The sequence below is a fragment of the Moorella thermoacetica genome (assembly GCF_001267405.1).
Taxonomy (GTDB): domain Bacteria; phylum Bacillota; class DSM-521; order Neomoorellales; family Neomoorellaceae; genus Neomoorella; species Neomoorella thermoacetica.
Window position 1 is genome coordinate 1,148,464 of record NZ_CP012369.1, and the last position, 21,663, is coordinate 1,170,126.

24 protein-coding genes and 3 riboswitches are annotated in these 21,663 nt (G+C 55.3%); of the genes, 7 read left to right on the forward strand and 17 right to left on the reverse strand.

From position 1 onward, the window contains the following. Nucleotides 1-39 precede the first annotated feature (39 nt). Nucleotides 40-492 carry a GatB/YqeY domain-containing protein gene (locus MOTHE_RS05765; RefSeq protein ID WP_011392728.1) on the reverse strand — a complete coding sequence of 151 codons (453 nt, stop codon included), beginning with the start codon at nucleotides 490-492 and terminating at the stop codon, nucleotides 40-42. 176 nt (nucleotides 493-668) lie between these two features. Beyond that, nucleotides 669-1,568, reverse strand: coding sequence for a DMT family transporter (locus tag MOTHE_RS05770; protein WP_011392729.1), 900 nt, complete (start codon nucleotides 1,566-1,568; stop codon nucleotides 669-671). Between the two features lie 126 nt (nucleotides 1,569-1,694). Here MOTHE_RS05770 and MOTHE_RS05775 point away from each other — a divergent pair, with 126 nt between their 5' ends. Beyond that, nucleotides 1,695-1,976, forward strand: coding sequence for an acylphosphatase (locus MOTHE_RS05775; RefSeq protein ID WP_011392730.1), 282 nt, complete (start codon nucleotides 1,695-1,697; stop codon nucleotides 1,974-1,976). A 108-nt stretch (nucleotides 1,977-2,084) separates the two neighbouring features. Here MOTHE_RS05775 and MOTHE_RS05780 read toward each other — a convergent pair whose 3' ends face one another. Further along, complete coding sequence (locus tag MOTHE_RS05780) at nucleotides 2,085-2,672, reverse strand: glycerol-3-phosphate acyltransferase (RefSeq protein WP_011392731.1); 588 nt, start codon at nucleotides 2,670-2,672, stop codon at nucleotides 2,085-2,087. 216 nt (nucleotides 2,673-2,888) lie between these two features. Between MOTHE_RS05780 and MOTHE_RS05785 the strand changes: the two genes are divergently transcribed. Then, nucleotides 2,889-3,320 carry a hypothetical protein gene (locus MOTHE_RS05785; protein ID WP_025774693.1) on the forward strand — a complete coding sequence of 144 codons (432 nt, stop codon included), beginning with the start codon at nucleotides 2,889-2,891 and terminating at the stop codon, nucleotides 3,318-3,320. Here the strand turns inward: MOTHE_RS05785 and MOTHE_RS05790 are convergent. The 8 genes from MOTHE_RS05790 to MOTHE_RS14020 all read right to left on the reverse strand — a co-directional run bounded on the left by MOTHE_RS05790 (nucleotide 3,313) and on the right by MOTHE_RS14020 (nucleotide 11,343). Beyond that, complete coding sequence (locus tag MOTHE_RS05790) at nucleotides 3,313-4,167, reverse strand: energy-coupling factor ABC transporter ATP-binding protein (RefSeq protein ID WP_011392733.1); 855 nt, start codon at nucleotides 4,165-4,167, stop codon at nucleotides 3,313-3,315. The two genes, MOTHE_RS05785 and MOTHE_RS05790, sit on opposite strands and share 8 nt — an antisense overlap. Continuing rightward, nucleotides 4,152-4,946 (reverse strand): cobalt ECF transporter T component CbiQ, encoded by a 795-nt coding sequence (cbiQ, locus tag MOTHE_RS05795; RefSeq protein WP_053094774.1) that lies wholly within the window; start codon nucleotides 4,944-4,946, stop codon nucleotides 4,152-4,154. Before cbiQ ends, MOTHE_RS05790 begins: the two co-directional genes overlap by 16 nt. Then, nucleotides 4,947-5,234, reverse strand: coding sequence for an energy-coupling factor ABC transporter substrate-binding protein (locus MOTHE_RS05800; RefSeq protein ID WP_053094775.1), 288 nt, complete (start codon nucleotides 5,232-5,234; stop codon nucleotides 4,947-4,949). It lies immediately after the preceding gene. A 257-nt stretch (nucleotides 5,235-5,491) separates the two neighbouring features. After that, a complete protein-coding gene (locus MOTHE_RS05805) occupies nucleotides 5,492-6,271 on the reverse strand; it encodes an energy-coupling factor ABC transporter permease (RefSeq protein ID WP_235551391.1) in 780 nt (259 codons plus the stop codon). A gap of 14 nt (nucleotides 6,272-6,285) precedes the next feature. Beyond that, nucleotides 6,286-7,071, reverse strand: a complete 786-nt coding sequence (cobK, locus tag MOTHE_RS05810) for a precorrin-6A reductase (RefSeq protein ID WP_235551405.1) — start codon at nucleotides 7,069-7,071, stop codon at nucleotides 6,286-6,288. Nucleotides 7,072-7,422: 351 nt separating this feature from the next. Then, a riboswitch (cobalamin riboswitch) is annotated at nucleotides 7,423-7,670 on the reverse strand. 69 nt (nucleotides 7,671-7,739) lie between these two features. Beyond that, nucleotides 7,740-9,065, reverse strand: a complete 1,326-nt coding sequence (locus MOTHE_RS05815) for a 5'-deoxyadenosine deaminase (protein WP_011392738.1) — start codon at nucleotides 9,063-9,065, stop codon at nucleotides 7,740-7,742. Further along, nucleotides 9,062-10,066 (reverse strand): xanthine dehydrogenase family protein molybdopterin-binding subunit, encoded by a 1,005-nt coding sequence (locus MOTHE_RS14015; protein WP_011392739.1) that lies wholly within the window; start codon nucleotides 10,064-10,066, stop codon nucleotides 9,062-9,064. The genes MOTHE_RS05815 and MOTHE_RS14015 overlap by 4 nt, the downstream gene beginning before the upstream one ends. Next, entirely contained in the window at nucleotides 10,063-11,343 is a 1,281-nt protein-coding gene (locus MOTHE_RS14020) for a xanthine dehydrogenase family protein molybdopterin-binding subunit (RefSeq protein WP_053094777.1), read from the reverse strand. Before MOTHE_RS14020 ends, MOTHE_RS14015 begins: the two co-directional genes overlap by 4 nt. Nucleotides 11,344-11,395: 52 nt before the next feature. Then, a riboswitch (purine riboswitch) is annotated at nucleotides 11,396-11,497 on the reverse strand. Nucleotides 11,498-11,858: 361 nt separating this feature from the next. Between MOTHE_RS14020 and MOTHE_RS05830 the strand changes: the two genes are divergently transcribed. Further along, a complete protein-coding gene (locus tag MOTHE_RS05830) occupies nucleotides 11,859-12,245 on the forward strand; it encodes a carbonic anhydrase (RefSeq protein ID WP_011392741.1) in 387 nt (128 codons plus the stop codon). 215 nt (nucleotides 12,246-12,460) lie between these two features. Here MOTHE_RS05830 and MOTHE_RS13450 read toward each other — a convergent pair whose 3' ends face one another. Together MOTHE_RS13450 and MOTHE_RS13455 are read right to left on the reverse strand one after the other, a co-directional pair. Continuing rightward, nucleotides 12,461-13,447: a hypothetical protein gene (locus tag MOTHE_RS13450; protein WP_053094778.1), complete on the reverse strand. Its 987-nt coding sequence runs from the start codon at nucleotides 13,445-13,447 to the stop codon at nucleotides 12,461-12,463. 12 nt (nucleotides 13,448-13,459) lie between these two features. Beyond that, nucleotides 13,460-14,140: a stalk domain-containing protein gene (locus MOTHE_RS13455; protein WP_053094779.1), complete on the reverse strand. Its 681-nt coding sequence runs from the start codon at nucleotides 14,138-14,140 to the stop codon at nucleotides 13,460-13,462. A gap of 532 nt (nucleotides 14,141-14,672) precedes the next feature. On the opposite strand from MOTHE_RS13455, the gene dinB reads away from it, so the two are divergent. Further along, complete coding sequence (dinB, locus tag MOTHE_RS05845; RefSeq protein ID WP_053095229.1) at nucleotides 14,673-15,875, forward strand: DNA polymerase IV; 1,203 nt, start codon at nucleotides 14,673-14,675, stop codon at nucleotides 15,873-15,875. Then, nucleotides 15,862-16,158, forward strand: coding sequence for a hypothetical protein (locus tag MOTHE_RS05850; protein WP_011392744.1), 297 nt, complete (start codon nucleotides 15,862-15,864; stop codon nucleotides 16,156-16,158). Before dinB ends, MOTHE_RS05850 begins: the two co-directional genes overlap by 14 nt. Here MOTHE_RS05850 and MOTHE_RS05855 read toward each other — a convergent pair. The 3 genes from MOTHE_RS05855 to MOTHE_RS05865 form a co-directional block, all read right to left on the reverse strand. Further along, entirely contained in the window at nucleotides 16,140-17,381 is a 1,242-nt protein-coding gene (locus tag MOTHE_RS05855; protein WP_011392745.1) for a M48 family metallopeptidase, read from the reverse strand. The genes MOTHE_RS05850 and MOTHE_RS05855 overlap by 19 nt on opposite strands. A gap of 161 nt (nucleotides 17,382-17,542) precedes the next feature. Further along, on the reverse strand, nucleotides 17,543-18,868 hold the full coding sequence (locus MOTHE_RS05860) for an NCS2 family permease (protein WP_011392746.1): 1,326 nt from the start codon (nucleotides 18,866-18,868) through the stop codon (nucleotides 17,543-17,545). A 143-nt stretch (nucleotides 18,869-19,011) separates the two neighbouring features. Then, nucleotides 19,012-19,113: riboswitch (purine riboswitch) on the reverse strand. Nucleotides 19,114-19,403: 290 nt separating this feature from the next. After that, the gene (locus MOTHE_RS05865) at nucleotides 19,404-19,859 is read right to left on the reverse strand and encodes a QueT transporter family protein (RefSeq protein WP_011392747.1); all 456 of its coding nucleotides are present in this window, start codon (nucleotides 19,857-19,859) and stop codon (nucleotides 19,404-19,406) included. Between the two features lie 59 nt (nucleotides 19,860-19,918). On the opposite strand from MOTHE_RS05865, the gene MOTHE_RS13275 reads away from it, so the two are divergent. Next, nucleotides 19,919-20,062 carry a hypothetical protein gene (locus MOTHE_RS13275; protein ID WP_158499101.1) on the forward strand — a complete coding sequence of 48 codons (144 nt, stop codon included), beginning with the start codon at nucleotides 19,919-19,921 and terminating at the stop codon, nucleotides 20,060-20,062. Nucleotides 20,063-20,110: 48 nt separating this feature from the next. On the opposite strand, the gene MOTHE_RS05870 is transcribed toward MOTHE_RS13275, so the two are convergent. Next, a complete protein-coding gene (locus MOTHE_RS05870; RefSeq protein WP_053094780.1) occupies nucleotides 20,111-21,340 on the reverse strand; it encodes a 6-phosphofructokinase in 1,230 nt (409 codons plus the stop codon). Between the two features lie 139 nt (nucleotides 21,341-21,479). On the opposite strand from MOTHE_RS05870, the gene MOTHE_RS13280 reads away from it, so the two are divergent. Further along, nucleotides 21,480-21,617 (forward strand): hypothetical protein, encoded by a 138-nt coding sequence (locus tag MOTHE_RS13280; protein WP_158499102.1) that lies wholly within the window; start codon nucleotides 21,480-21,482, stop codon nucleotides 21,615-21,617. The last annotated feature ends 46 nt before the right edge of the window (nucleotides 21,618-21,663 follow it).

Sequence of the window (21,663 nt, forward strand, 5' to 3'; positions counted from 1 at the left end):
CAAACAGGGAAGGCAAGGTAGAATTCCCCTGGCAGCCATTCAGGAGGCCAGGATCTCTTTGACCAGCTCGTTGGCTTTTCGGCCATCAGCACGGCCGCGGATTTTAGGCATCAGGGCTGCCATAACCTTCCCCATTTCCCTCTTCGAGGTGGCCCCTGTCTCTTGGATGGTTTGCTGAATTATTTCCTTGAGTTCAGCTTCCGTGAGCTGCCGGGGTAAATAATCCTCCAGGACCTTTAGTTCAGTCCGGGTTTGTTCGACCAGATCCTCCCGGCCGCCCCTGGAGAACTGTTCCAGAGAATCCTGCCGCATCTTTATTTCCTTTTGTATAACACCGGCAATCTCCTCTTCGCTGAGGGGGTGTTGCTTATCGATCTCGACATTTTTAATACTGGCCAGCACCATCCTGATAGTCTGGAGCCTGATTTTGTCATGGGCCTTGAGGGCCTCTTTCATATCACGGGTTAACTTTTCCTTCATGTTCTCTGCCATTTTTCTACCTCCCGGGTACTCATGGGTGTGCCTGCTGCTTCCAGCATGGCTTAGCTTTTCCAGGTTACCAGTTAATTATTTTCTACAAAACCCTTTTAAGTCCTGCCCCAGAGCTTAAAATAGCTATGATACTGCACCGGTAACCCCGTCCTGTATCTTGGCATACCTTCTACCCCTCACTTGCCGGCCAGATAAGTGCCAAGCAGGACAATAATGCCCCCGGTTATGGTAAAGGTTCCGGGTATTTCCCGGAGAAAAAGAGCGGCAATAATGGCAGTTATAACCGGCAACAGGTACAGGTAAACCCCGGCGGTAACGGCTGGCACCCTGGTGAGGACGGTATTCCAGATCAAGTACGCCAGGGCGGAAGCCAGTAAACCCAGGTACAAGACGTTGAGCCAGCAGGAGATATCAACGGCTGCCCAATTTATAGGAGATTCGAGGAGGGCCAGGGGGAACAAGAAAATGGTACCTGCTATTGTCGAACAGGTCAGGACAGTAACCGGCGTATAACGATTAAGCAGCCGTTTAAGGCTGATGCTATAGACCGCCCAGGAGAGGCCCGTAAGGAGGACGAGGAGATCGCCATACAATCGGGCCGGGTTTAAAACCAGTCCTTCCGGGGAGCCGTTGGTGGCCACCAGGACCGAGCCGCTAAAGGCCATGATAATGCCTGCCACCTGGCGCCGGGATATCCTTTCCCTCAGCAATAACCAGGCCAGCAGGGCGATAAACACCGGCGCCATGGCTGCCAGAATGGCAGCATCGGTGGCGCCGGCATACTTTAATCCCTGGTTTTGCAGGAAATTATAGAGGGTGATACCAGTTAAACCTGTCAGGCCTGCCAGGGGCCAGTCCTGTCGCTTCACAAATGGCTGGCGACGCCAGATAAGATGAAGACCCAGAACAATACTGGCCACCAGGAAGCGTAAAAAAGCCAGGGTGTTGGGGGGCACCTGGAGGAGGACTATCTTGATATTGATAAAGGTGCTGGCCCAGATGGTAACCGTGAGAAGTAAGCTCAGATGGTCTTTGATTGATGTTGAGGTTTTGGGAGCGGGTAAGGGTAAAGACAAGTGATGGCCCCTCCTTTTATAGGCAGGATATATTATACTCCTTCCGGTTGCCCGGCGTCACCTGGGTTGTCCCCTTCACCAGATTATGCTATCTTTTTACTGAGATTTTTCGAGGGAGGTTTCACTTTGTCCCTGGTTAGAGCACATTTCCTGGTAAAAGGTTTTGTGCAGGGAGTTGGGTTTCGTTATTTTGTCCTCCGCCAGGCGGCAGCTTTGCAGCTTAACGGCTGGGTACGCAACCGCTATAATGGTAGCGTTGAGGGGGTTGTTGAGGGGCCGGAGGCTGAAGTGAAAGAATTCCTTGACCGATGCCGCCGGGGGCCGGCCTGGGCTGAAGTCAAAGAAGTCAAGGTCCAGTATGAGGAACCCCGGGGTGAAACGACCTTTAGAATAAGGAGTTCGGTATGAAGTCAAGCCCTGGTAATTCATATGGGAGCCGGGTTAAATCCTGCGGGAAGGACGGGAAGTATGGGTCTCCGGGTAATGGAGGGTTGGAAATGGGGGTGTAATATGGGCTTAACGCCTCTCCTTTAGATTATAAAAAAGGCTGATTACCAGGGGACCGTGCCGCAAGAGCATAATTGCTGCCAGGCCCAGGCCAAAGGCAAGATAACAGCCCGGGCCTTCGCGCCACCAGAAATAGATGGGTAGAGCGCTAAAGGTCAGAAGGGTGGCCAGGTCGGTATTGCGGGTCAGAAAGGTTAGCAAACCCATGAGAGCAGCTCCTGGAGGCACTGCGGCAGGATAGACGGCCAGGGCCACCCCCAGACTGGTGGCCAGGCCCTTACCGCCCTGAAACCGCCAGTAAAGGGGCCAGTTGTGGCCGGCAACAGCCGCCAGGGCCATGAGGACACCAAGTTCAGCCCCGCCCCCCTTCAGCCCCAGGGTTACCACCAGGAAGCCCTTGGCTGTATCCCAGATGAAGGTCATTATACCGGCGGCGATACCCAGGTTGCGGAGCACGTTCATGGTGCCGGCATTACCGCTCCCTACCTGGCGCACATCAGCATTATACAAGATTTTACTTAAAAAATGACCGCCTGCAAGGGAACCCACAGCGTAAGCCATAAAGATGCCTGTCAGGATAACCGTCCAGGATAACAAAGGTATGCACTCCTCTTTACTGCTGTGCTTTTTGCTGACGTGATACCCTTAAACTTTGCTTTAATAATACATAGGCTCAGAAAACCCTTTAGCATCTCCCCTCAATGCAGCATAGGATAAGGTAAACCCGCTCTTTTATGCGGGGTAAGGCCCGGTTCTACCCATACCTGACAAAGAGAAGAAAACCAATAGGTCCGGGAAAGGGGGGAAATGTACATGGAAGATCTCAGCCGCTTTTTTACCATTATCGGGGCGGTTTTCGCGGCTGCGAAGGGCATTACCGACCTCTTTAAAGCCCACTGGCCATGGTTGGGCGAACCCCTTGACAACCCCCAGGAAGAAAAAAAGCGGGAGCTCCGGGTAGTTTTATTTAACGCCCTTATTTCCGCTTTGCTGGCCGGCTTCGCTTCAATAGATGTTTTTGCGCTCCTGGGGCTCAATACCTTTGCTGGCCTAAAAGCAACCATTCCCGCTCTGTATTTATTAATTAATATGCTGACTGTGGGTTTGATGGCGACCTTTGGCAGTCCCTTTCTCCATGAACTACTATCGATCTTGATTGAATTCAAAGAAAATCTTCGCCTGCGCAATCAGGCGGCCACTCTGCAACTCCTGCCGGCAAGAAAAACAGAAAACACCCTTAAATAGCCAGTCGGGACCTGGAACGATAAGGAATGAGAGCCAGGAGCTCGTCTCTACTCTTCGGGACTGGCGCCTCTAACGGCAGCCAGCCTTTGTTTTTTAAGTCCTCATAGACATCCAGCAACCATGGCCGGGCCAGGTCGGCAGCTTCCAGGAGAGGGGCATCCCTAAAGACTTCAGCCGGCGTCCCGGCGCCGATTACCTGGCCCGCGGCCAGGACATAGATATAGTCGGCCCAGGTATAGGCAATGTCCACATCATGGGTTGATAGAATAATTGTCGTCCCTTTGCGGCTGATAGTCTCCAGCAAGGCCATCACTTCCCGCGTTGAGCGCGGGTCCAGATAGGCCGTGGGCTCGTCAAAGATGATTACCCGGGGTTCCATGGCCAGGACGCTGGCGATGGCCACCCGCTTTTTCTGGCCGTAGCTCAAAAAATGGGTCGGTTTATCCCCCAGGTCTTTTACCCCCGTAGCTGCCATGGCCGCCTCGACCCTTGCCAGTACCTCCTCCTTTGACAGCCCCAGGTTTAAGGGACCAAAGGATATCTCCTGGCGTACACTGGCGGCAAAAAGCATGCTGTCAGGGTCTTGAAAGACGATGCCCACCTGCTGGCGCAATTGCTGCAATGCGGTATGGCTGTAGCTGATCCTGGCTCCGGCAAAGTAGATCCATCCCTCCTGGGGTCTCAAGATACCGTTAAAATGGAGGAAAAGGGTTGATTTGCCGGCGCCATTGGGACCAAGGACGGCGATCTTCTTCCCTTCCGGGATGCTCAAGGTGACATTTTGCAGGGCCCGGGTACCGTCAGGATAAGTAAAGGAAACTGCTTCTGCTTCTAAAAGGGCGGCCAAAGGGTCCACCTCCAGGTAATAAACATCAGGCTCAGCAGGGCGAGATCGAGGCCGGCAGCCAGGAATAAAAAAGGCCACGAGAAAGGTTTGGGAACTTCGAGCACTTGCAGCTCTTCCCCATAGCCGCGGGCCGTCAGGGTGGTAAACAATTCCTGGGAACGGCGGTGGGTTTTGATAAAAAGGTTGGCTACCAGCTGTCCCAGGGAGTGATAAGATGTGCGCAGGGAGGCATAGCCCAGGCGGGCAGCCTGGGCGGTATATATGTCGTTGACGGTTGCCAGGAGGACAAAAATAAAGCGGTAAGTAAGGCTGATTAAGTCCACCAGCAGGGCCGGGACGCGGAGTTTCTTAAGCACGGTCAGGATATCTACCATGGGGGTCGTGAGGGAAAGAAAGTAAAGGCAGGATACGGCTCCCAGGGACTTGAAAAAAATTTTTCCGGCCAAGTGGATACTGGCGGGAGTGACTCCCAGAGTCCAGCCCAGGAGAGTCAGACCCTTTAACCCGGCCAGGGGCTGGTTGGTAATGGTGAGGGCGATCATGGCCACCCCGGCTATCAAAAAAGACAAGAGTATCAGGAAAAGCTGCAGGTAAAACCGGGCCGGGATGCCGGCAGCCCCAATGCTAGCCCCGGCCATCAGGGCGATGATGATGGCCGGTAAGGCGGGTTGGGGCGCCACCAGGGCGATCAGGAGGGTTGCCAGGGCAAAAGCCATTTTTTCGCCCGGGTGAACCTGTTTGAGGCGGTTGCTGTAGGCGTACTGGTCAATGTTAAACATCTACTTTGACTCCTGCTGTTTCTTGCCCTTGCTGTAGCCCAGGAAGTAGCAGACGATACCGCTGCCGATGGCTGCCTGGGAGGCAAAAAGGAAGGTTTCCACTTCCCCGCTGGGCGGTTCCCAGACAGGTTTAACCCAGGGCTTATAGTCGGGACGGATCTGGGTGATGGCCTCTGCCGCCCGGTCGTCGGCACCGGCAAACTCCGCGCTCCGGTGTATGAGGAAAGGCACTGCGGCCAGGAGAATAACCATAAGGAGTAACAAGAAATTTTTATGGGCGGTACTCATTAATTACGCCTCCTCCGAAAATAGGGTTTTAGCAAAAATGGCGATTGCTGGTTGGGCTGTACTCCAGCTTCTAATGGGCTGGATGGTACAGTCTGCGGGCTCCGGTGGTTCTCGGCTAGCAAACTTCGCGCTTAGCCTTGCTCGGCGGCGGGGGTGGCTTGATTTTTATCGTGATGGGGGCGCCAGCCCCCATGAGTGGCTCCACTGAACAACTGCCATATTTGAAGTGTTGCGATAGGGACGTTCCGGGCGTTCTTTTACCGGCTGTACTGCCGGCTGGGGCCACCTTCAGCCGCCGTCTTCCCCGGCATGATTGACAGCTCCTCCAGGTCGTTTTTGTTATAGGTGGCCAGAAGGTTAAAGACGATGACCGTTAAAAAGCCCTCACTGATGGCCAGAGGTAGTTGGGTAACGGCAAAGATGCCCATGAATTTGAGCATGGAAGCTACCACTCCCCCGGCCTGGGCCGGGAAAGCCAGGGCGAGCTGGAGGGAGGTGGTGACATAGGTCATCAAATCACCCAGGGTGGCAGCCAGGAAGACGGCCAGGGGCATTGACCCTTTGAGCTTTCTTACCAGGCGGTAAAGGCCGTAGGCCACAAAGGGACCGACGACGGCCATGGAAAAGGTGTTGGCGCCCAGGGTACTAAGACCCCCGTGGGCCAGTAACAGGGCCTGGAAGAGGAGAACAATGCCCCCCAGGATGCTCATGGCTGCCGGGCCGAAGAGAACGGCCCCCAGGCCGATGCCGGTAGGATGGGAACAGCTCCCGGTCACTGAAGGGAGTTTCAAGGCCGAGAGGACAAAGGTATAGGCGCCGGCCAGGCCCAGGAGCATTTTCAGGCCGGGGTTACTTTTAACGGTATGCCGGATGGAGCGCAGGCCCCAGATCCAGAAGGGCAGGACGACGATAAACCAAAAGGCGGCCCAATTGAAAGGCAGGAAGCCTTCGGCGATATGCATGGCAAAGGCCGGCCGGGCCAGCGCGGCCATAGCCAGGAGAAGATACAGTGTTAACCAGGTTGTACGGCGGAACATCGTATGTACCCCCTTCACGTCTCATTTCCCACATCTAATTGCGGAGGCGCTATCTTTTGCAGCAGGGCGACGGCTTCAGAAACTGTATAGACAGGGTAACGGTACTGAATGGCAGGCCGCTTGATTACTACTACCGGTATTTTTAGCGCCAGGGCGGCGGCGATTTTGGCCTCGGTGCCGCCAGCCGGGCCGGCATCGCGGGTGACGACGACGCCAGCCTTGCAGGCTTTAAACATGGCTTTATTTATTTCTTTGGAGAAAGGCCCCTGCATGGCGATAATGTCGCGGGGCGTCAAGCCCAAGTCCTGGCATTTTTTAATTACCTGGTGTTCAGGTAATACCCGGACCACGATTCGCTTGCCTTTTAGCAGCGGGTTTTTGACGAAAACTTCCAGGTTATTGGTACCGGTTGTTAAAAAAATGGTCTCTCCCAGCCGTGCGGCTGTTCGAGCGGCTTCGTCCCAGGTGGCCACCTGATAGATGAGATTGTCATCCGGCAGCCTTGTCTCGGCACGTAAAAAACGCAGGTAATATATCTGTTGTTGCCGGCACCAGGCTTCCAGGGTCCGGGATATATGGTTGGGATAAGGTAGGGTGGCATCAATGACTGCTTCCAACTGCCTGTTACTCTCCAGGGCAGCTAGATTATCCTCCGTAAAAGGACCTGTTAATATTGCTACCGCCCCATCCTGCCGGGCCAGCTGCTCTCCGTAGGTACTGTCAGCCCAGGTTACAATTTGATAACCGGCCTCCCGGAGGCTGCGGGTTAACTGCCTTCCCTCCCCGGTACTCCCTACCACCAAAATCAAGAGGCCATGCCCTCCTTGCGAAAACTAAAATCCCCGGCAATAATGCCGGGGAGCGAATGGTGCTGCCGTCAAACAGGCATGCCTCAATACACCACCTCCCCGGGTTAATCCCCTGGTGGAATTCAGACAGGCTAGCCTGTTGGCCGGGCATCATCGGTGGCTGCAAGTCCCCGCTTCCAGGCGGCGTTTTGCTCCACCTCTCCCCTGCCGGCGGCTGAATTTAAGCCCGGTCTACTCGAGACCGCGCACCCACTCTGTATGCAATTTAAAAACCCCCTGCTCCTACCTAAAGCAGAGGGTTTGCTTGCCATGATTCTGGCCAACCACCCCCTATCCGACGTAGGGGTAAAGGTTTCCCAGGCAACCGGTATCCTGACTCGGGCTCACAGCTACCGCACCGCCTTCCCAGTCCAGCACTCAACCCCTTTAGCTAAACCGTCCCGGCTAACTTCTGAACGAAGTTAACCCGTAACGGCAGGATTTTGCTGAGTGTGGGCCAGTGGCTTATGGTGCCTGCTCCCCCTCACAGTGGCGGGACCGTGTCAGATTTGCACTGACTTCCCGTATTTGCCTGGAACATATTCATTTTAAGGCTATTTTATCATAACCTGGGTAGGATGTCCAGGGGTACTAATTCAGATTATATGTGTATTAAAAAGCTAAGCCAGCCCGGCTCTGTGGGCGACACGCTGGATGGCCTGGTTGGCCTTCCGCCGGACTTCATCGACATCTATGGTCTTCAGTTCGCCCTTCTCCATGACGATTTTGCCGTCGACCATGGTCAGGGTGACGTCCGACCCTTTAGCCTGGTAGACCAGCTGGGTGTAGACGTTAACGCCGTCTTCTGGCTGGGTATGGAGGCCATCCACGGAGACCAGGGCCAGGTCAGCCTTCTTCCCCACTTCCAGGCTGCCGATTTCCTTTTCCATTCCCATGGCTCGGGCCCCACCCAGGGTGGCCATTTCAAAGATTACAGACGCCGGCATGGACGTAGGGCCGTGGACAGGCTTTTGAATTAGCGCCGCCAGCCGCATTTCCATGAAAGCGTCCAGGTTGTTATTGCAGGGCGCGCCATCGGCGGCCAGGGAAACCACCGTCCCCCGGCTCAAAAGATCCGGTACGGGGCAGATACCGGAAGCCATCTTTAAGTTAGAGGAAGGGCAATGAACCACCTTGGTACCAGTGCGAGCCAGAATATCTTTCTCTTCTTCATCGAGCCAGATGCAGTGGACAAGGATGAGGCCGGGGCCGGTGAGGCCGATATCGTCAAGATAGAGGACGTTACGCCGGTGGTGGAGCTTTTCCACCAGGGCGCATTCACCCAAGTTTTCCGAGGCGTGGGTATGGATTTTAACACCGTACTTGCGGGCGAGATCCCGGACCTTTAATAATAATTCCTCGGTACAGGAGACCACAAAGCGGGGCTCGAAGGCGTACTGGATGCGGCCGTTATCGTGCCCGTGCCACTTCTCAAGCAATTGGACGCTCTCCTGCAGGGATGCCTCCGTGGTTTCCCTGAGGGTCTCCGGAACGTCTTCGCCAAAATCCATCATCACTTTGCCGGTGATGGCTCGGATGCCGCTTTGGGCGATGGCCTCGATGGCTGCCTCTGTATGGTGGACGGTTTCCATATCCACGATGGTAGTGGTCCCGCTCAGGAAGAGTTCACCTATGCCGAGGAGGGCGGAGTAATAAAGGGACTCGGGATCGTGGGCACCCTCCAGGGGCCAGATACGCAGGCGCAACCAGTCCAGGAGTTCCAGGTCGTCGGCGCGGCCGCGGAAGAGGGTCTGACAGAGGTGGATATGGGGCTGGACGAGGCCGGGGATGACTAACTGGCCCTTAGCCTCGATGATCCGGTCGGCGGTGGCCGGCGTCTGGCCGATGGCGGCAATGCGATCGTCTTCAATATAGATGTTTCCCTGATACACCTCCCGCTGGGGGTTCATGGTGACCAGGGTGCCGTTTTTGATTAATATAGTCATTGTCTCTCTCCTTCTTTTGCCCGCAGTGCGGCCAAAATTTTTTCCGGTGTAGCCGGTAGCTCGGTAATGCGGACGCCGATAGCATCGTAGATAGCGTTAATTATGGCCGGTACAGTGGGAATGGTGGCCGGTTCTCCCACCCCTTTGGCACCGTAGGGGCCGGTTGGTTCATAGGATTCCACGATTAAAGGCTGCACCTCGGGCATATCCAGGGTAGTGGGTATTAGATAGGTGGAAAAGGAATTGTTGATAATTCGCCCCTCCTTTAGGTGCACCTTTTCCATTAGGGCCATACCAACGCCTTGGCCGATGCCGCCGGCGATCTGTCCTTCAACCCCCTGACGGTTGACGGCCCGGCCTACATCATGGGCGGCTACGAGCTTTAGAACCCGTACCTCCCCTGTTTCTGTATCTACTTCCACTTCAGCAATTTGGGTACCGAAGGCATAGGGCCAGTAGGGGGCTCCCTGGCCGGTCTCCCGGTCGACGGCCGTGGTATGGGTGACGAAGGTTCCCTGCCCTACCAGCCGGTAACCGGCCAGGCGGGCCCGGGCGGCTGCTTCGGGATAGGTTATATGCTTTTCCGGGTAACCCTTAACGTAGATAACTCCATCCCTGGCCACCAGGCCGGCGATGGTGTTGACTCCTAAGATGGTGCGGGTGTACTCAAAAAGGGTTTCCCGGGCCTGGCGGCAGGCGGCCTGCACGGCGTTGCCGGAGGCATAGGTCTGGCGGGTGGCCGCGGTAGTGCCGGCATCGGGGGTGGTGTCGGTGTCGGCGCTGACCACTGTTACCCAGTTGTATGGGATACCGAGTTCCTCAGCAGCGATCTGGGCTAGGACTGTATTAGAGCCCTGGCCGCAGTCTACTGCCCCGGTGTGGACGGTGGCCGAACCGTCATCGTGGATTTCCACGTTGGCCGTGGAAACATCGGGAAACCCGTTGCCGTAGCCGGTACCGTAGAAGAAGCAAGCCATGCCGGTGCCACGTTTTTTACTCATCCTAGCTTCCCTCCCGGTAGCAAATTGTCAGGGGACCAGCCGGCAGCCCGGGCTGCCTGGAGCATAGTTTCCGTAAGACCGACGCTACTTTCCAGGACCTGGCCGGTAGCGGTTACATCCCCCTGGCGGAAAGCGTTGAGCCAGCGGATGGTAAAGGGGTGAATGCCCAGCTGCGCAGCCAGTTCGTCCATCTGGCTTTCATAAGCCAGGGGCGGCTGGGTGGCGCCAAAGCCGCGCATAGCCCCCGTAAAGGGGTTGTTGGTATAGACGGCATAGGCATCGATCTTGACGTTGGGGATGACATAAGGCCCGGTGGCATGGATGGCCGCCTTACGCAGTACATTGGGGGCCCAGGAACAATAGGCGCCGCTGTCGCCGATAATTTCGGCTTCCAGGGCCGTTAATTTCCCCTCGCGTGTAGCCCCGGTCTTATAGCGCATAATCATGGGATGCCGTTTGCTGTGGGCGAAAAAGGATTCTTCCCTGCTGAGAACCATTTTGGCCGGCCGGCGGGTATGGACGGCCAGCAAAGCCACCAGGGTCTGCAGGGTCATATCTTCCCGGCCGCCGAAGGCACCCCCCACCGCCGGAGCCACAATGCGGACGCGATCCTGGTTCCAGCCCAGCACCCGTGCTACTTCCGTCCGATCCCAGTGGACATACTGGGTGGCCACATAGATTATAAGGTGGCCGCGCTCGTCCAGCCGGGCCACTGCGGCTTCCGGTTGGAGGAAGGCGTGGTCCAGGAGCTGGGTACGGTAGGTGTTTTCCACAACCACGTCGGCAGCGGCGAAACCGGCCGCCACGTCGCCCCTCCTGATGGGCAGGTGGTAAATAATATTCTCCTGGTCGGGATGGACCCGGGGCGCGCCCGGTTGCATCGCGGCCACCGGGTCCAGGAGGGCCGGTAGTTCCTCATAGTCCACCTTTACCATAGCGGCCCCTTCCCGGGCCGCCGCCGGGGTGGTAGCCCCCACCAGGGCTACGACGTCGTTAACCGAGCGCACCTCGTTTCCGGCGAGGACGGGCATATCCTGGAAAAGAACACCCTGGCCGTTGTGTCCGGGAATATCCCGGGCGGTAAGCACGCAGAGGACCCCGGGTACCTTCAGGGCTGCGGCGGTGTCGATATTGACAATCCTGGCGTGGGGGTGGGGGCTGCGAATAGCCTGGCCGTAAATCATGCCCGGGAAGACGATATCAGCCGGGTAGATGGCCTCACCGGTGACCTTGGCTCGGGCATCACCTCTGGCGGGGGAAGCACCGATCACTCCCATGTGGATCACTCCTTCATATAGAGTTTATAAAAAACCAGGCAACCGGCGCGCAGCAACGAAGATATACCTTCGTAGCCGGGCAATTTGCGGTTGCCTGGTAGAAACCCCCGGTCCCTATTGCCGGGGATATACGAAGTTAAGACTGGCTTTATTGAGCTGTTTAATTGAAACCTATTTTAAATATTCTCCCCTTATCCTCTGATTCCTGCCTGGAGTTAAAGAAAAATGTAGTGGCTGAATTTCATTTTGTCCCTTACTAAGTCTATTTAGGCCGTTCTGGCCATGAGGAGCATCTCTTTCCATTGAACAGGGAACTGCCGCATGATGGGGGTTGCGGTTAAAGAAGTTTATATATTGACAGCAATTGCCAATAAGGAGGGCATCTAACCCTCGTTCATGAGACTAAAGATATCTACCTGGCCGCCCTCACGCAGGTAAAAATCCTCAAGATTTATAGCGATGATGACAGCTATAACTTTATACTGGTATAATTGTTAGCGGAGGTGGTATGCCAGATGGCTGAGTGTCAGGCCTGTGTTCTAACCTGTATGGATTTTCGCATTCAGGGTCCTGTTGCTGCTTGGTTACGGGAGAAGGGGTTGGCCGGAAAGTATGATTACTTGTCCCTTCCAGGCGCCAGCCGCAATTTCCTCAATGAAGGCAAACTAACCCTGGTTGAGGATTCTTACCGGCTCCATCACATTAAAGAAGTCTATTTAATTCACCACGAAGACTGTGGCGCCTACAACCTGGGCGACCTGCCCGTCGAAGAACAACTGGCCCGCCAGCGCCAAGATATGGAATTGGCTGCCAGGATATTAAAAGAACGCCTTCCGGAACTGAAAGTATACCTTGCCTTCCTTTACCTGGATGGCCACGTCGTTGAACTGACTTCCATATAGCCACCTATTATCCCGCTATTTAAGAAGAAGCCCTCATTGGGGCTAGCGCCCCCGCCAGCGAACCATGAAATTGTAGGCTGAGGCAAGAGGCTGGAGGGTACAGGTGGGGGGCGACTCGGTTCGGGGCGTAAACTTTGCGCGAAGGGGATTTATAGGAAAAACCTTAATTGCCTGCCTGTGGTCGAGCGGAACACTGGTGGGGGTCGTCATTTATCTCACTTGAACAACAGCTTTACCGGCAGGCAGGAACCACCGGGAGACATAAAAAGCATCTCGGTGATGCCCTCGGGGACCGTGGTTCCAAGATAAACAGCCTGGGCTGGTGAGGAAATAAAGCCCTCTAACGGTACCGACACCTCCCCGGCGTTAAAAATCAGGGTGCCCCCAAAACTGCCCCCGGCAGGGATTAAATAAACTCCTGTTTTTTTATCTGATTTGATTTTTAGCCGGTAGAGCATGCCGTAATTACCTGCGTTCCAGACCGACGAACCGGTAATCCCATCCACCCCGGCCATATACTTATCATCGCTGCCGTCAGCCAGTAAAATGGAACCGGTCTTTGCCCCCCGGAGGTCGATGGTCATTTCCCTGTCGGCTGCGGCAAACGTACCCCGGACGTGCACACCGTCCCTGGGAAGCACTCCCAGCCGGCTGTAGGCTTCCAAGACATTTACCGTAGCCGGGACGGCCACAAAGGCCACCGTAATTTCCTCACTGGTTTTCAGGTCGATAATGCCGTGGACCACTTGATAGCGTACCGCTGCCGGGGCACCGGGATTGAGCACTAAAATTTGCCCTGGTTTGAGGGTATACCTTCGCTGCCCCTGGGAATGGTAGTAAGCCGTAAAGGCCGTCCTGGCGACAAGGTATACGTTATTCGAAGGCCCACCGTAACCTTCCTTAAGGATACTGACTTCTGCTTCCCTGGGGCTGGTATTTATAGCCAGGACATACACTTTCAATGAGCCTGGGGAGTTAACGTCATGCCAGAAATAGAGCCTGCCTTCCCCTTTTAATTTATCCCGGTAGAGGATACCCGGCTTCTCTATGTATTCCGGGTCGTCACTAAAAAGCAACCGGGGACCACTATCCGCCTTTACGGGCTTCAAGGTATTTTCGGCCTGGCCCATGATATTTTCTACTATTTCTCCCGGCCGGGGAACATCAGTCGCCGGCCGCGGCAGGACCTTTATTTCCCGCACATAGGGTTTGCTCTAGCTACCACGGCTGTCCTTCACTTTCAGGGTAACAGAATAAACCCCGGGCGATGGGAAGATATTCTTCTTGTTTAACCACTGGCGTTCGACAATTGCATCGCCGTCACCGTCGCTACTTTTGTCTATGTACTTCACTTCTTCCCCGGCATACACCGGCTCCTGGACGTCAAAATAAGCAGTCGGCGGCTGATTATCGCTTCCCAAAAGGTAAACTCCCTTTTCTCCTTTACTTTCTGCCATCGGTACCCGGAAGGCATCTTGGAAAAAAGCGGTGGGAACAAAGATGAGGCCATCTTTTTGCTGGACCTCGGCCGGAAGGATTACGGCCCGGTAGTCAGAACCCGTAAGAAAGACTACCCAGGTGCCCGGGTACATTTCCGCCCGCAGGTTGCCGGAATTTACGACAATAGACTGGGGTGGTCCCTCTTGCCATTGGACCGTAAAGCCTAGTTCGTCAGCCAGCCTCCTCAGGGGGACCATGAGAACGCCGTCAGAAACATAGGGTGCCGCTGGCAGGGTTGCTTTTTCCCCGTCAACCCAGATCTCCGTTGATCCCGGGGTTAAAATTATTTGCTTGGCCGGCGGCGAGGCGGCAAGGGCCGTATTTAAAAATGTAGCCATGCAAAGCAGGAGGGCAATTATTGTTACAGGTAGCAAGCGGGTGTTTATACGCTGCATCTCTTCTAAACTCCCAAGGTGATTTTGGCGGTCAGGGCGAAGGTTGTTTATGTTTAATAGCCACCATACTGTATAAACTTTATGGTGGCTCCTGGCAAGTAAAAATAAACCCGCCCTGGCTGGAAGGAGTGGACTAGAGGAGGATTAGGTGGAGATAAAACGGCTTTATATATAATTTTCCCTGCAAGCCTACCCGCACGCCCATACTGGCGCGGGAACGCGGTACTAAAACCCAAAGACCCGGCAGATTGTCCTTGCCGGGTTCTTTATAGCTGGGCTTATGTTCCCCTTATTTACCGTGATGGAACGCGGTATGTTGGCGCTAGACCATAATCCCGGGTATGCCCTAGATGTTCTTCCGGGAACTGGAACGCAGGACGGCCACAGGTAGATGGGGGCGCGGAGGCCCTCTACTACTAGCCTTTTATTGTTCGATGATGGTGTTTATTACCAGCAAACATTTGTTTATCAATCCCTTGTTCGGGACGCCCGGCCAGGGTATAATATACGCAAACATTTGTTCGGGGTGAGGATGGTGTCCAGCGATTGTTCCATTCTCCTGTGCGATGCTAACAGTTTCTTTGCCTCTGTGCATCAGGCCCTGGACCCGGGTTTACGCGGGCGCCCGGTTATCGTCGCCGGCCGGGAGGCTACCCGCCACGGCATTGTCCTGGCAGCCAGCTATGAGGCCAAGCTGGGTTACGGTATCAAGACCGGCATGACGGTCCGGGAAGCCAGGGGCCTTTGCCCCCACGGGGTCTTTATTCCTCCCCGTCATGACCTGTACATCGAGTTTTCTACCCGGATCTTACGTATTATGCGGGACTTTACTCCCCTGGTAGAGCCCTTCTCTATAGACGAAGCCTGGCTGGATGTCCGCGGCTGCCGGGATCTCCACGGCTCGCCCCTGACCGTAGCCCGGCGGCTGAAGCAAAGGATCAGGGAGGAAGTGGGGATTACCACCAGCGTCGGCCTGGGGCCTTCTAAACTCCTGGCCAAGATGGCCGCTGAGATGCAGAAGCCTGATGGTCTGACCGTCCTGGATTACGCCGATGTTCCCGGGAAGATGTGGCCCCTCCCCGTCCGGGAACTCTTCGGCATCGGCCCCCGTATGGAGGCCCACCTGGCCAAACTCGGTATCCATACCATCGGGGAGCTAGCCGGTTTCCCTGTTGAGGTGCTCATTAAGCGTTTTGGGGTTGTGGGCCGGATTCTCCACCAGTGTGCCCGGGGCATCGACTACAGTCCCGTGGACCCCCATTCCCTGGACACAGTTAAATCCATCGGCCACCAGATCACCCTGCCCCGGGACTACCGGGGCTACGAGGAAATCGAGGTGGTCCTGCTGGAACTGGCTGAACTGGTGGCCCGGCGGGTGCGCCTGGGAGGTTATCTGGGCCGGACGGTGGCTATAAGCCTCAAGGATCCGGAGTTTCACTGGCTGGGGCGCTCCCGTACCCTGCCCCATTATACCGATACCGCGGGGGATATTTACGCCGCGGCCCGGCATCTCCTGCACCGCCACTGGCCGGAATGGCGAGCCGTGCGGCTGGTCGGGGTCAGCCTGGCCGGCCTGGTGCCGGCGACGGTGCGCCAGGAAGATCTTTTCGGCCGGGTGGAAAGGCAGGCCCGCCTTGATCGGGCCTGCGACCAGTTAAAAAACCGCTACGGTGAAAGGGTTATTCACCGGGCGGTATCTTTAACCGAGGCGGGGGTGCTCTATGGGGGGAGCTAACGCTTTATATGAGGGCCACCGGCTGATGTTGCCGGGGCTTAAAGACCGGGCGGCGGCCACCTGCCAGGGCTGTCGCTTCTATGTCCCAATTCTTGGCCGGCAAGAAACGAGACCGGCCTGCCTGGCGGACCTGGACATCTACCTGACCGGTGCCCGCCGGATACCGGCCCACCTCCGGGCCGGGGATTTTATCTGGCAGGCCGGCAAAGAGGCCCTCGTTAAGGCGGTAAATAAGGTGCGGCCGGAAGGCCAGGCCTGCGGTTTTTATTGCCCGCGGGGGTAAGCCTCCGCCGCCCGGATTCTCTTCAGGGTGGCTGGGTGGGAATAGGTCAGCCATTCGATAAAGGCCGGGGGGGCCACGTCGGCCAGATTTTTCCGGGCCAGATCCACCTGGAGACGGATCATGGCTCCGGGGTTGCCGGTAAGTTCCAGAGCTACCTGGTCGGCTTCGGTTTCATAGCTGCGGGAAATGGCATTCTGGATGGGTTGGCCCAAGAAGGAAACCAGTTGCAGGAAGAGGAGTATGACTATCAGGATTTGGGGCGGGTATGGTCCCGGCCGGGTGATTTCGTAGGTAAATGTGACCCTTAATACGGCATACAGAAGCCCCGTGAGAAAGAAATTGGCCAGTATGCCCCACAGGGATCCCCTGATTATATGGCCTCGTTGCCAGTGGGCTATTTCATGGGCGATTACCGCTTCAACTTCATCGCTGGGATAGTTATCCACCAGGGTGTCATAGAGGACGATGCGTTTGGTGGCCCCCAGGCCGGTAAAATAGGCGTTGGCCGTGGTAGTCCGGCGGCTGGCGTCCATGATCAGGATCTGGTCTATTTTCAGGCCGGCTCGGTTGGCCAGGCGGGTGACCATGGTCTTTATCGGTCCCGCGGTAACCGGCTGGAAGCGGTTAAAAATGGGAGCGATGATCAAGGGCCAGATGAAGGTGGAAATAAAGAGCCAGGCTGACAGGAAGAGGCCGGCGGCCACCCACCAGGTGCAGGGCCAGCGACCGGTAGCCCAGAAAAGGAGAAGTACGCCGGCTCCGGACAGGACCAGGTCCAGGAGGGAACCCTTGAGGTAATCGCTCCACCAGGAGGCCAGGCTCTGGGTGGCCAGGCCCCACTGGTGCTGGACGATGAAGCTGCCGTAAAAGTTAAAAGGCAGGCCAATGGCTTTCAGTAGCAACCATATCAGGCAGAAGTACACCAGCAGGGCCGGATAATAGCGCCCGCCTGTCAGGCGCAGAACCCTCTCGGACCAGGCGCCGGAGCGGGTGCTGTAGACCAGCCAGACCAGGAAGGCCGTTTTGGCCAGGAAAGCCAGGATGGCCACCAGGCCCATGATCTGCTGGTAACGCCGCGCCCTTTCCACTTCGGCCGGGGTGAAATACTGCCAGACTGCAGCCGGTATCTGCCCCGGTAAGAGGGTAAAGAAGATGAAGACCAGGCTCAAGATGGCGGCCATGATTAACAGGGTGGACCAGATAATGCCAGCCCTGGCACTCATTGCTATTTTCCCCCTCTGTTTTTAGGCATAGCCTTGCTTTATGCACTATCATATTCGTTCTTATCTCCCTTATTCCTACCCGCGGGTATACGCGGCATAATCAATAAAAAATCCGGCCCCGTAGGGCCGGGTCCAAGAGCAGGGGGATCTGCTCTGGCTAACTAAGCAAAGAAACGAATGATAAAGAGAACCGCCAGAATCCACATGGTAATGCTGATCTTTTTCGTATTGCCGGTAACCAGGTGCAGGAAGACGTAGGCCAGGACGCCCCACACGATACCCTCGGCAATATTATAGGTAAAGGGCATCATAGCAATGGTTAAAAAGGCCGGGGCTGCTTCCAGGAAATTGCTAAAATCGATTTTCATGATCGGTTCCATCATAAAAATACCGACGATGATCAGGATGGGCGCGGTAGCTACCGCCGGTACGATGCCCACCAGGGGCGAGATAAACAAACAAGCCAGGAATAAAATAGCAACTACCAGACTGGTCAATCCTGTACGCCCACCTTCGGCTACACCGGCAGCACTCTCGATATAGGCTGTCAGGGTACTGGTTCCCAGGATGGCACCCAGGGTGGTACCTACAGCGTCGGAGATCAGGGCTTTGCCGGCCCTGGGCAGGTTGCCGTTTTCATCCAGTAAGTTAGCTTTACTACTGACGCCGATCAAGGTACCGATGGTATCGAAGAGGTCGACAAAGGTAAAGGTAAAAATTATGGGAATGAGACCGGTGGCCCATAGGCCCGGCAGGCCCCTGGTAAAGGCCCCGAATGTAGGAGCCAGGCTGGGCGGCAGGCTCAGGAGCTTGAAACTGTCGATTTTGGTAACTCCCATGGGGATGCCGATTATAGTGATGATAATGATACTCAGGAGCAGTGCCCCCCGGACCCGGAGGGCCACCAGGAGGGCCGTAATTACCAGGCCCATGGCCGCCAGCAGGACGGGAGGCTTACTCAAGTCGCCCAGTTGAACCAGGGTATCGGGATTGGGCACTACCAGGCCGGCATTTTGCAGGCCGATCAGGGCGATAAAAAGGCCGATACCGGCACTGATCGCCAGCTTGAGGGACAGGGGGATGGAGTTAACAATAGCCTCCCGGGCTTTAGTAAGGGTCAAGATGATAAAGATAACGCCGCTCATAAATACTGCTGCCAGGGCTACTTCCCAGGGGTAATGCATTTGCTTTACAATAGTAAAGGCAAAAAAGGCGTTGAGACCCATACCGGGCGCAATGGCAATAGGGTAATTGGCGCTAAAACTCATGATCAGGGTGGCTATGGCCGCTGAAAGGATGGTAGCCACCATTACCGCGCCGAAATCCATGCCGGTGCTACTGAGAATCGTCGGATTTACAAAGATAATGTAGGCCATGGTCATAAAGGTTGTAACGCCGGCCAGCACTTCGGTTCGGGCGTCAGTACCGTTGGCCCTCAACTTAAAGGTCTTTTCCAGGAAGCCCGCCCCTTCTTGTTGTCCAGACATACCATGGATCACCCCGCTTTTTTAATGCCAACCGGGTAGCAGGCTTTGATAAAAGCCTCCCTCCTTCCCGCCGCTTTATACTCCCCGGCCGGTAGTCTCAGTATAAATATAGAATCCTGGTAGAATCAAATATAAAAAACCCGACGACGAAGAATAACCTTCGTAGCCGGGCAATTTACGGTTGCCTAGTAGAAACTCCCGGACCGCATTTCCGGGAATATACGAAGCAGGGTTAAATTATTTTTTATGATTATATTTCGTTATTAAGTCGTAAATTCCTGCTTAGCTATAGTTAAATATCATAATTTTTATAAAGAGTTTTTAAACCCAGGTTTAATTCCCTGTAAAACCTTAAAGCCTACCGGGACGGGAATTTCACAAGCTTGCTTTTGGGGTTGCAGCGCAGATCGTAGTCTGGCAGCTGTATAGACCTGAGAGTCGGAGAAGTTGTCCTGGATTACTTTACACAAAAGCCCGGTGACTTGATGGGCGATTAACCAGGATATAAGCACCGACAAAGGCTCATTCTGAAAAATTACTGCCCAACGTTTATTTTTTTAATTTGTTTTAGCAGGGGTATTCCCAGGGCCAGGACGGCGATGGCCTCGCCCGTGGCGACACTTCCCATGGCCAGGAGGATATGGACGTGCAATAAGTACGATAGATAAGCACCTACAATGACACCGTTTAAGAGAATGGGCGGCAGGTAAGCAATCCAGCTCCGCCGCCAGACATAGGTCAGCCAGGCGGCTGCCAGGGTGGTGAGACTGCCCAGGAAGATATCGATGGGTCCCAGGCCGCCGTAAATGTTACTTATTAGGCACCCGATAAAGAGCCCCGGAACGGCTTCCGGGTATAGGATGGGTAATAGGGTAAGGGCTTCTGCCACCCTCACCTGAAGGTAGCCGAAGCTAATTGGTTTAAGGATTATCGTTACCACCGCATAGAGGGCGGCGATAACGGCTCCCCGGGCGATTTTAGCGGTTATCACGAATTACCTACCTCCATGGAAGGGATATTTTCTTGGAGATGGCCCCTGGCCCCACTCTTATGCTCCCTGGCTGTGACGAGGTCTTTTTCCCCCTCCAGACCAGGCCGGGAATGTTGCTTTCGTGGGGGTTCGGGCTTCCTTCGGCCATCCAGTTGCACCCTGTCCTGCCGGCCATTCTCCAGGGCACGGCTGGGTACCAGTAGTATTCCCCCGGACAGGGCAAACCTTGTCCGGGGGATGTAAAGCCATTTCTAGTCTGGATCTTTAACCGGGTGACAGGCCAGGTTCACATAAGCAGGAAGGCCGTTGGGGAAAGGAATGCTTACTTCCCCCTGAATCAGGGGGCGAACGTAGTTAATAAAATGGTCAGTCACATCGTTCCCCTGCTCGTTGATCCAGGCCCGGGGGAGCTTTTTTTCTTTATTGGCCACCTGGTCAAGGTCCACAAGTTCGTAGGTTACCTGATAAGTATCACCTTCCAGGCGCCTTATGGCCACCATCTGGCCGCTGGCCCCCTTTACGGCCGCTTCTACGGCTACCCGGCCTACGGCCCAAGCTTCTTCAGCATCCGTCCGGGAGGCCAGGTGCATGGCGCTGCGCTGGCTGGTTGCCGGGAGGATTACCCGGCCCTTCAGGTTTAACTCCCTCTCGATTTTATTTAACAGGAACTGCCCCAATCCCCCCAGGCGCTGGTGGCCGAAAACATCTACGGTGGCGGCATCGTTAAATACATAATTACCGTTTTTATCTACCAGGCCTTCAGATACAACCACCAGGGCGGTACCGTATTGCCGGTAGGCTCTTTCCACATCCGCCAGGAAGGCGGCCATATCAAAGGCCACCTCCGGCAGGTAGATATAATGGGGGGCGTCGCCGGGCCGGCGCCGGGCCAGGGCTGTAGCCGCCGCCAGCCAGCCGGTGTTGCGACCCATGGTTTCCACAATGGCCACCTTGGTAGAGGTCACGATGCATTTCAGATCAAGCCCCATTTCCAGGACGCTGGTGGCCAGGTATTTGGCGGCGCTGCCGTAACCGGGGCAGTGATCCGTCTGGGGCAGATCATTATCAATTGTTTTGGGGATGCCGATGACCCGCAGGTCATATCCTTCCTCCAGGGCCAGCCGGTTGACCTTTGCGGCCGTATCCATGGAGTCATTGCCGCCAATGTAGAAAAAATAGCGGATATTGTAGCGGCGGAAGATATCCAGGAGTCGGTCATAGTCCTCCTGGTTTTTTAACTGGTACCGGTAGGACCCAAGAGCTGCTCCGGGTGTGTAGCGCAGGCCCTGAATGCTGGCAGGATCTTCCCGGCGCAAGTCGCAGAAATCTTCCCGCAGGATACCCAGGACACCGTGGCGGGCGCCATAAACCTCCTTTATAGCTTCACTGCCCAGGGCGGCTTCAATTACACCCCCCAGGCTATTGTTAATGACCGCTGTTGGTCCGCCCGACTGGGCCACAACACAGTTCCCTGTTAGCAATGTTTTTACCCCTCTCCCGATCGCGTTTTATGTTTTCTTTATTATAACTTGCCCCGGGCTTTCTGGCTACTGGGAGTGACATCTTGGAGGCCCAGAGAATAAGCTACTATAGATTAAACCTGATGGAGGTGCTTAAAATATGGTTGAGGAAGGCGGCAGCTTTTTCGGCCCGAAAAAGGGTGGCCAGGAGAGCAGCCTGGGTTTCACCTTCCCGGGTGGCAACATTGCCTTTATCCTGTTTTTAATCCTGATCCTGTTATTCTTTGGTGACAATTAATTCTCTGCTTTGCCCCGCTGAAGGCGGGGACTTTTCTTATTGGGCA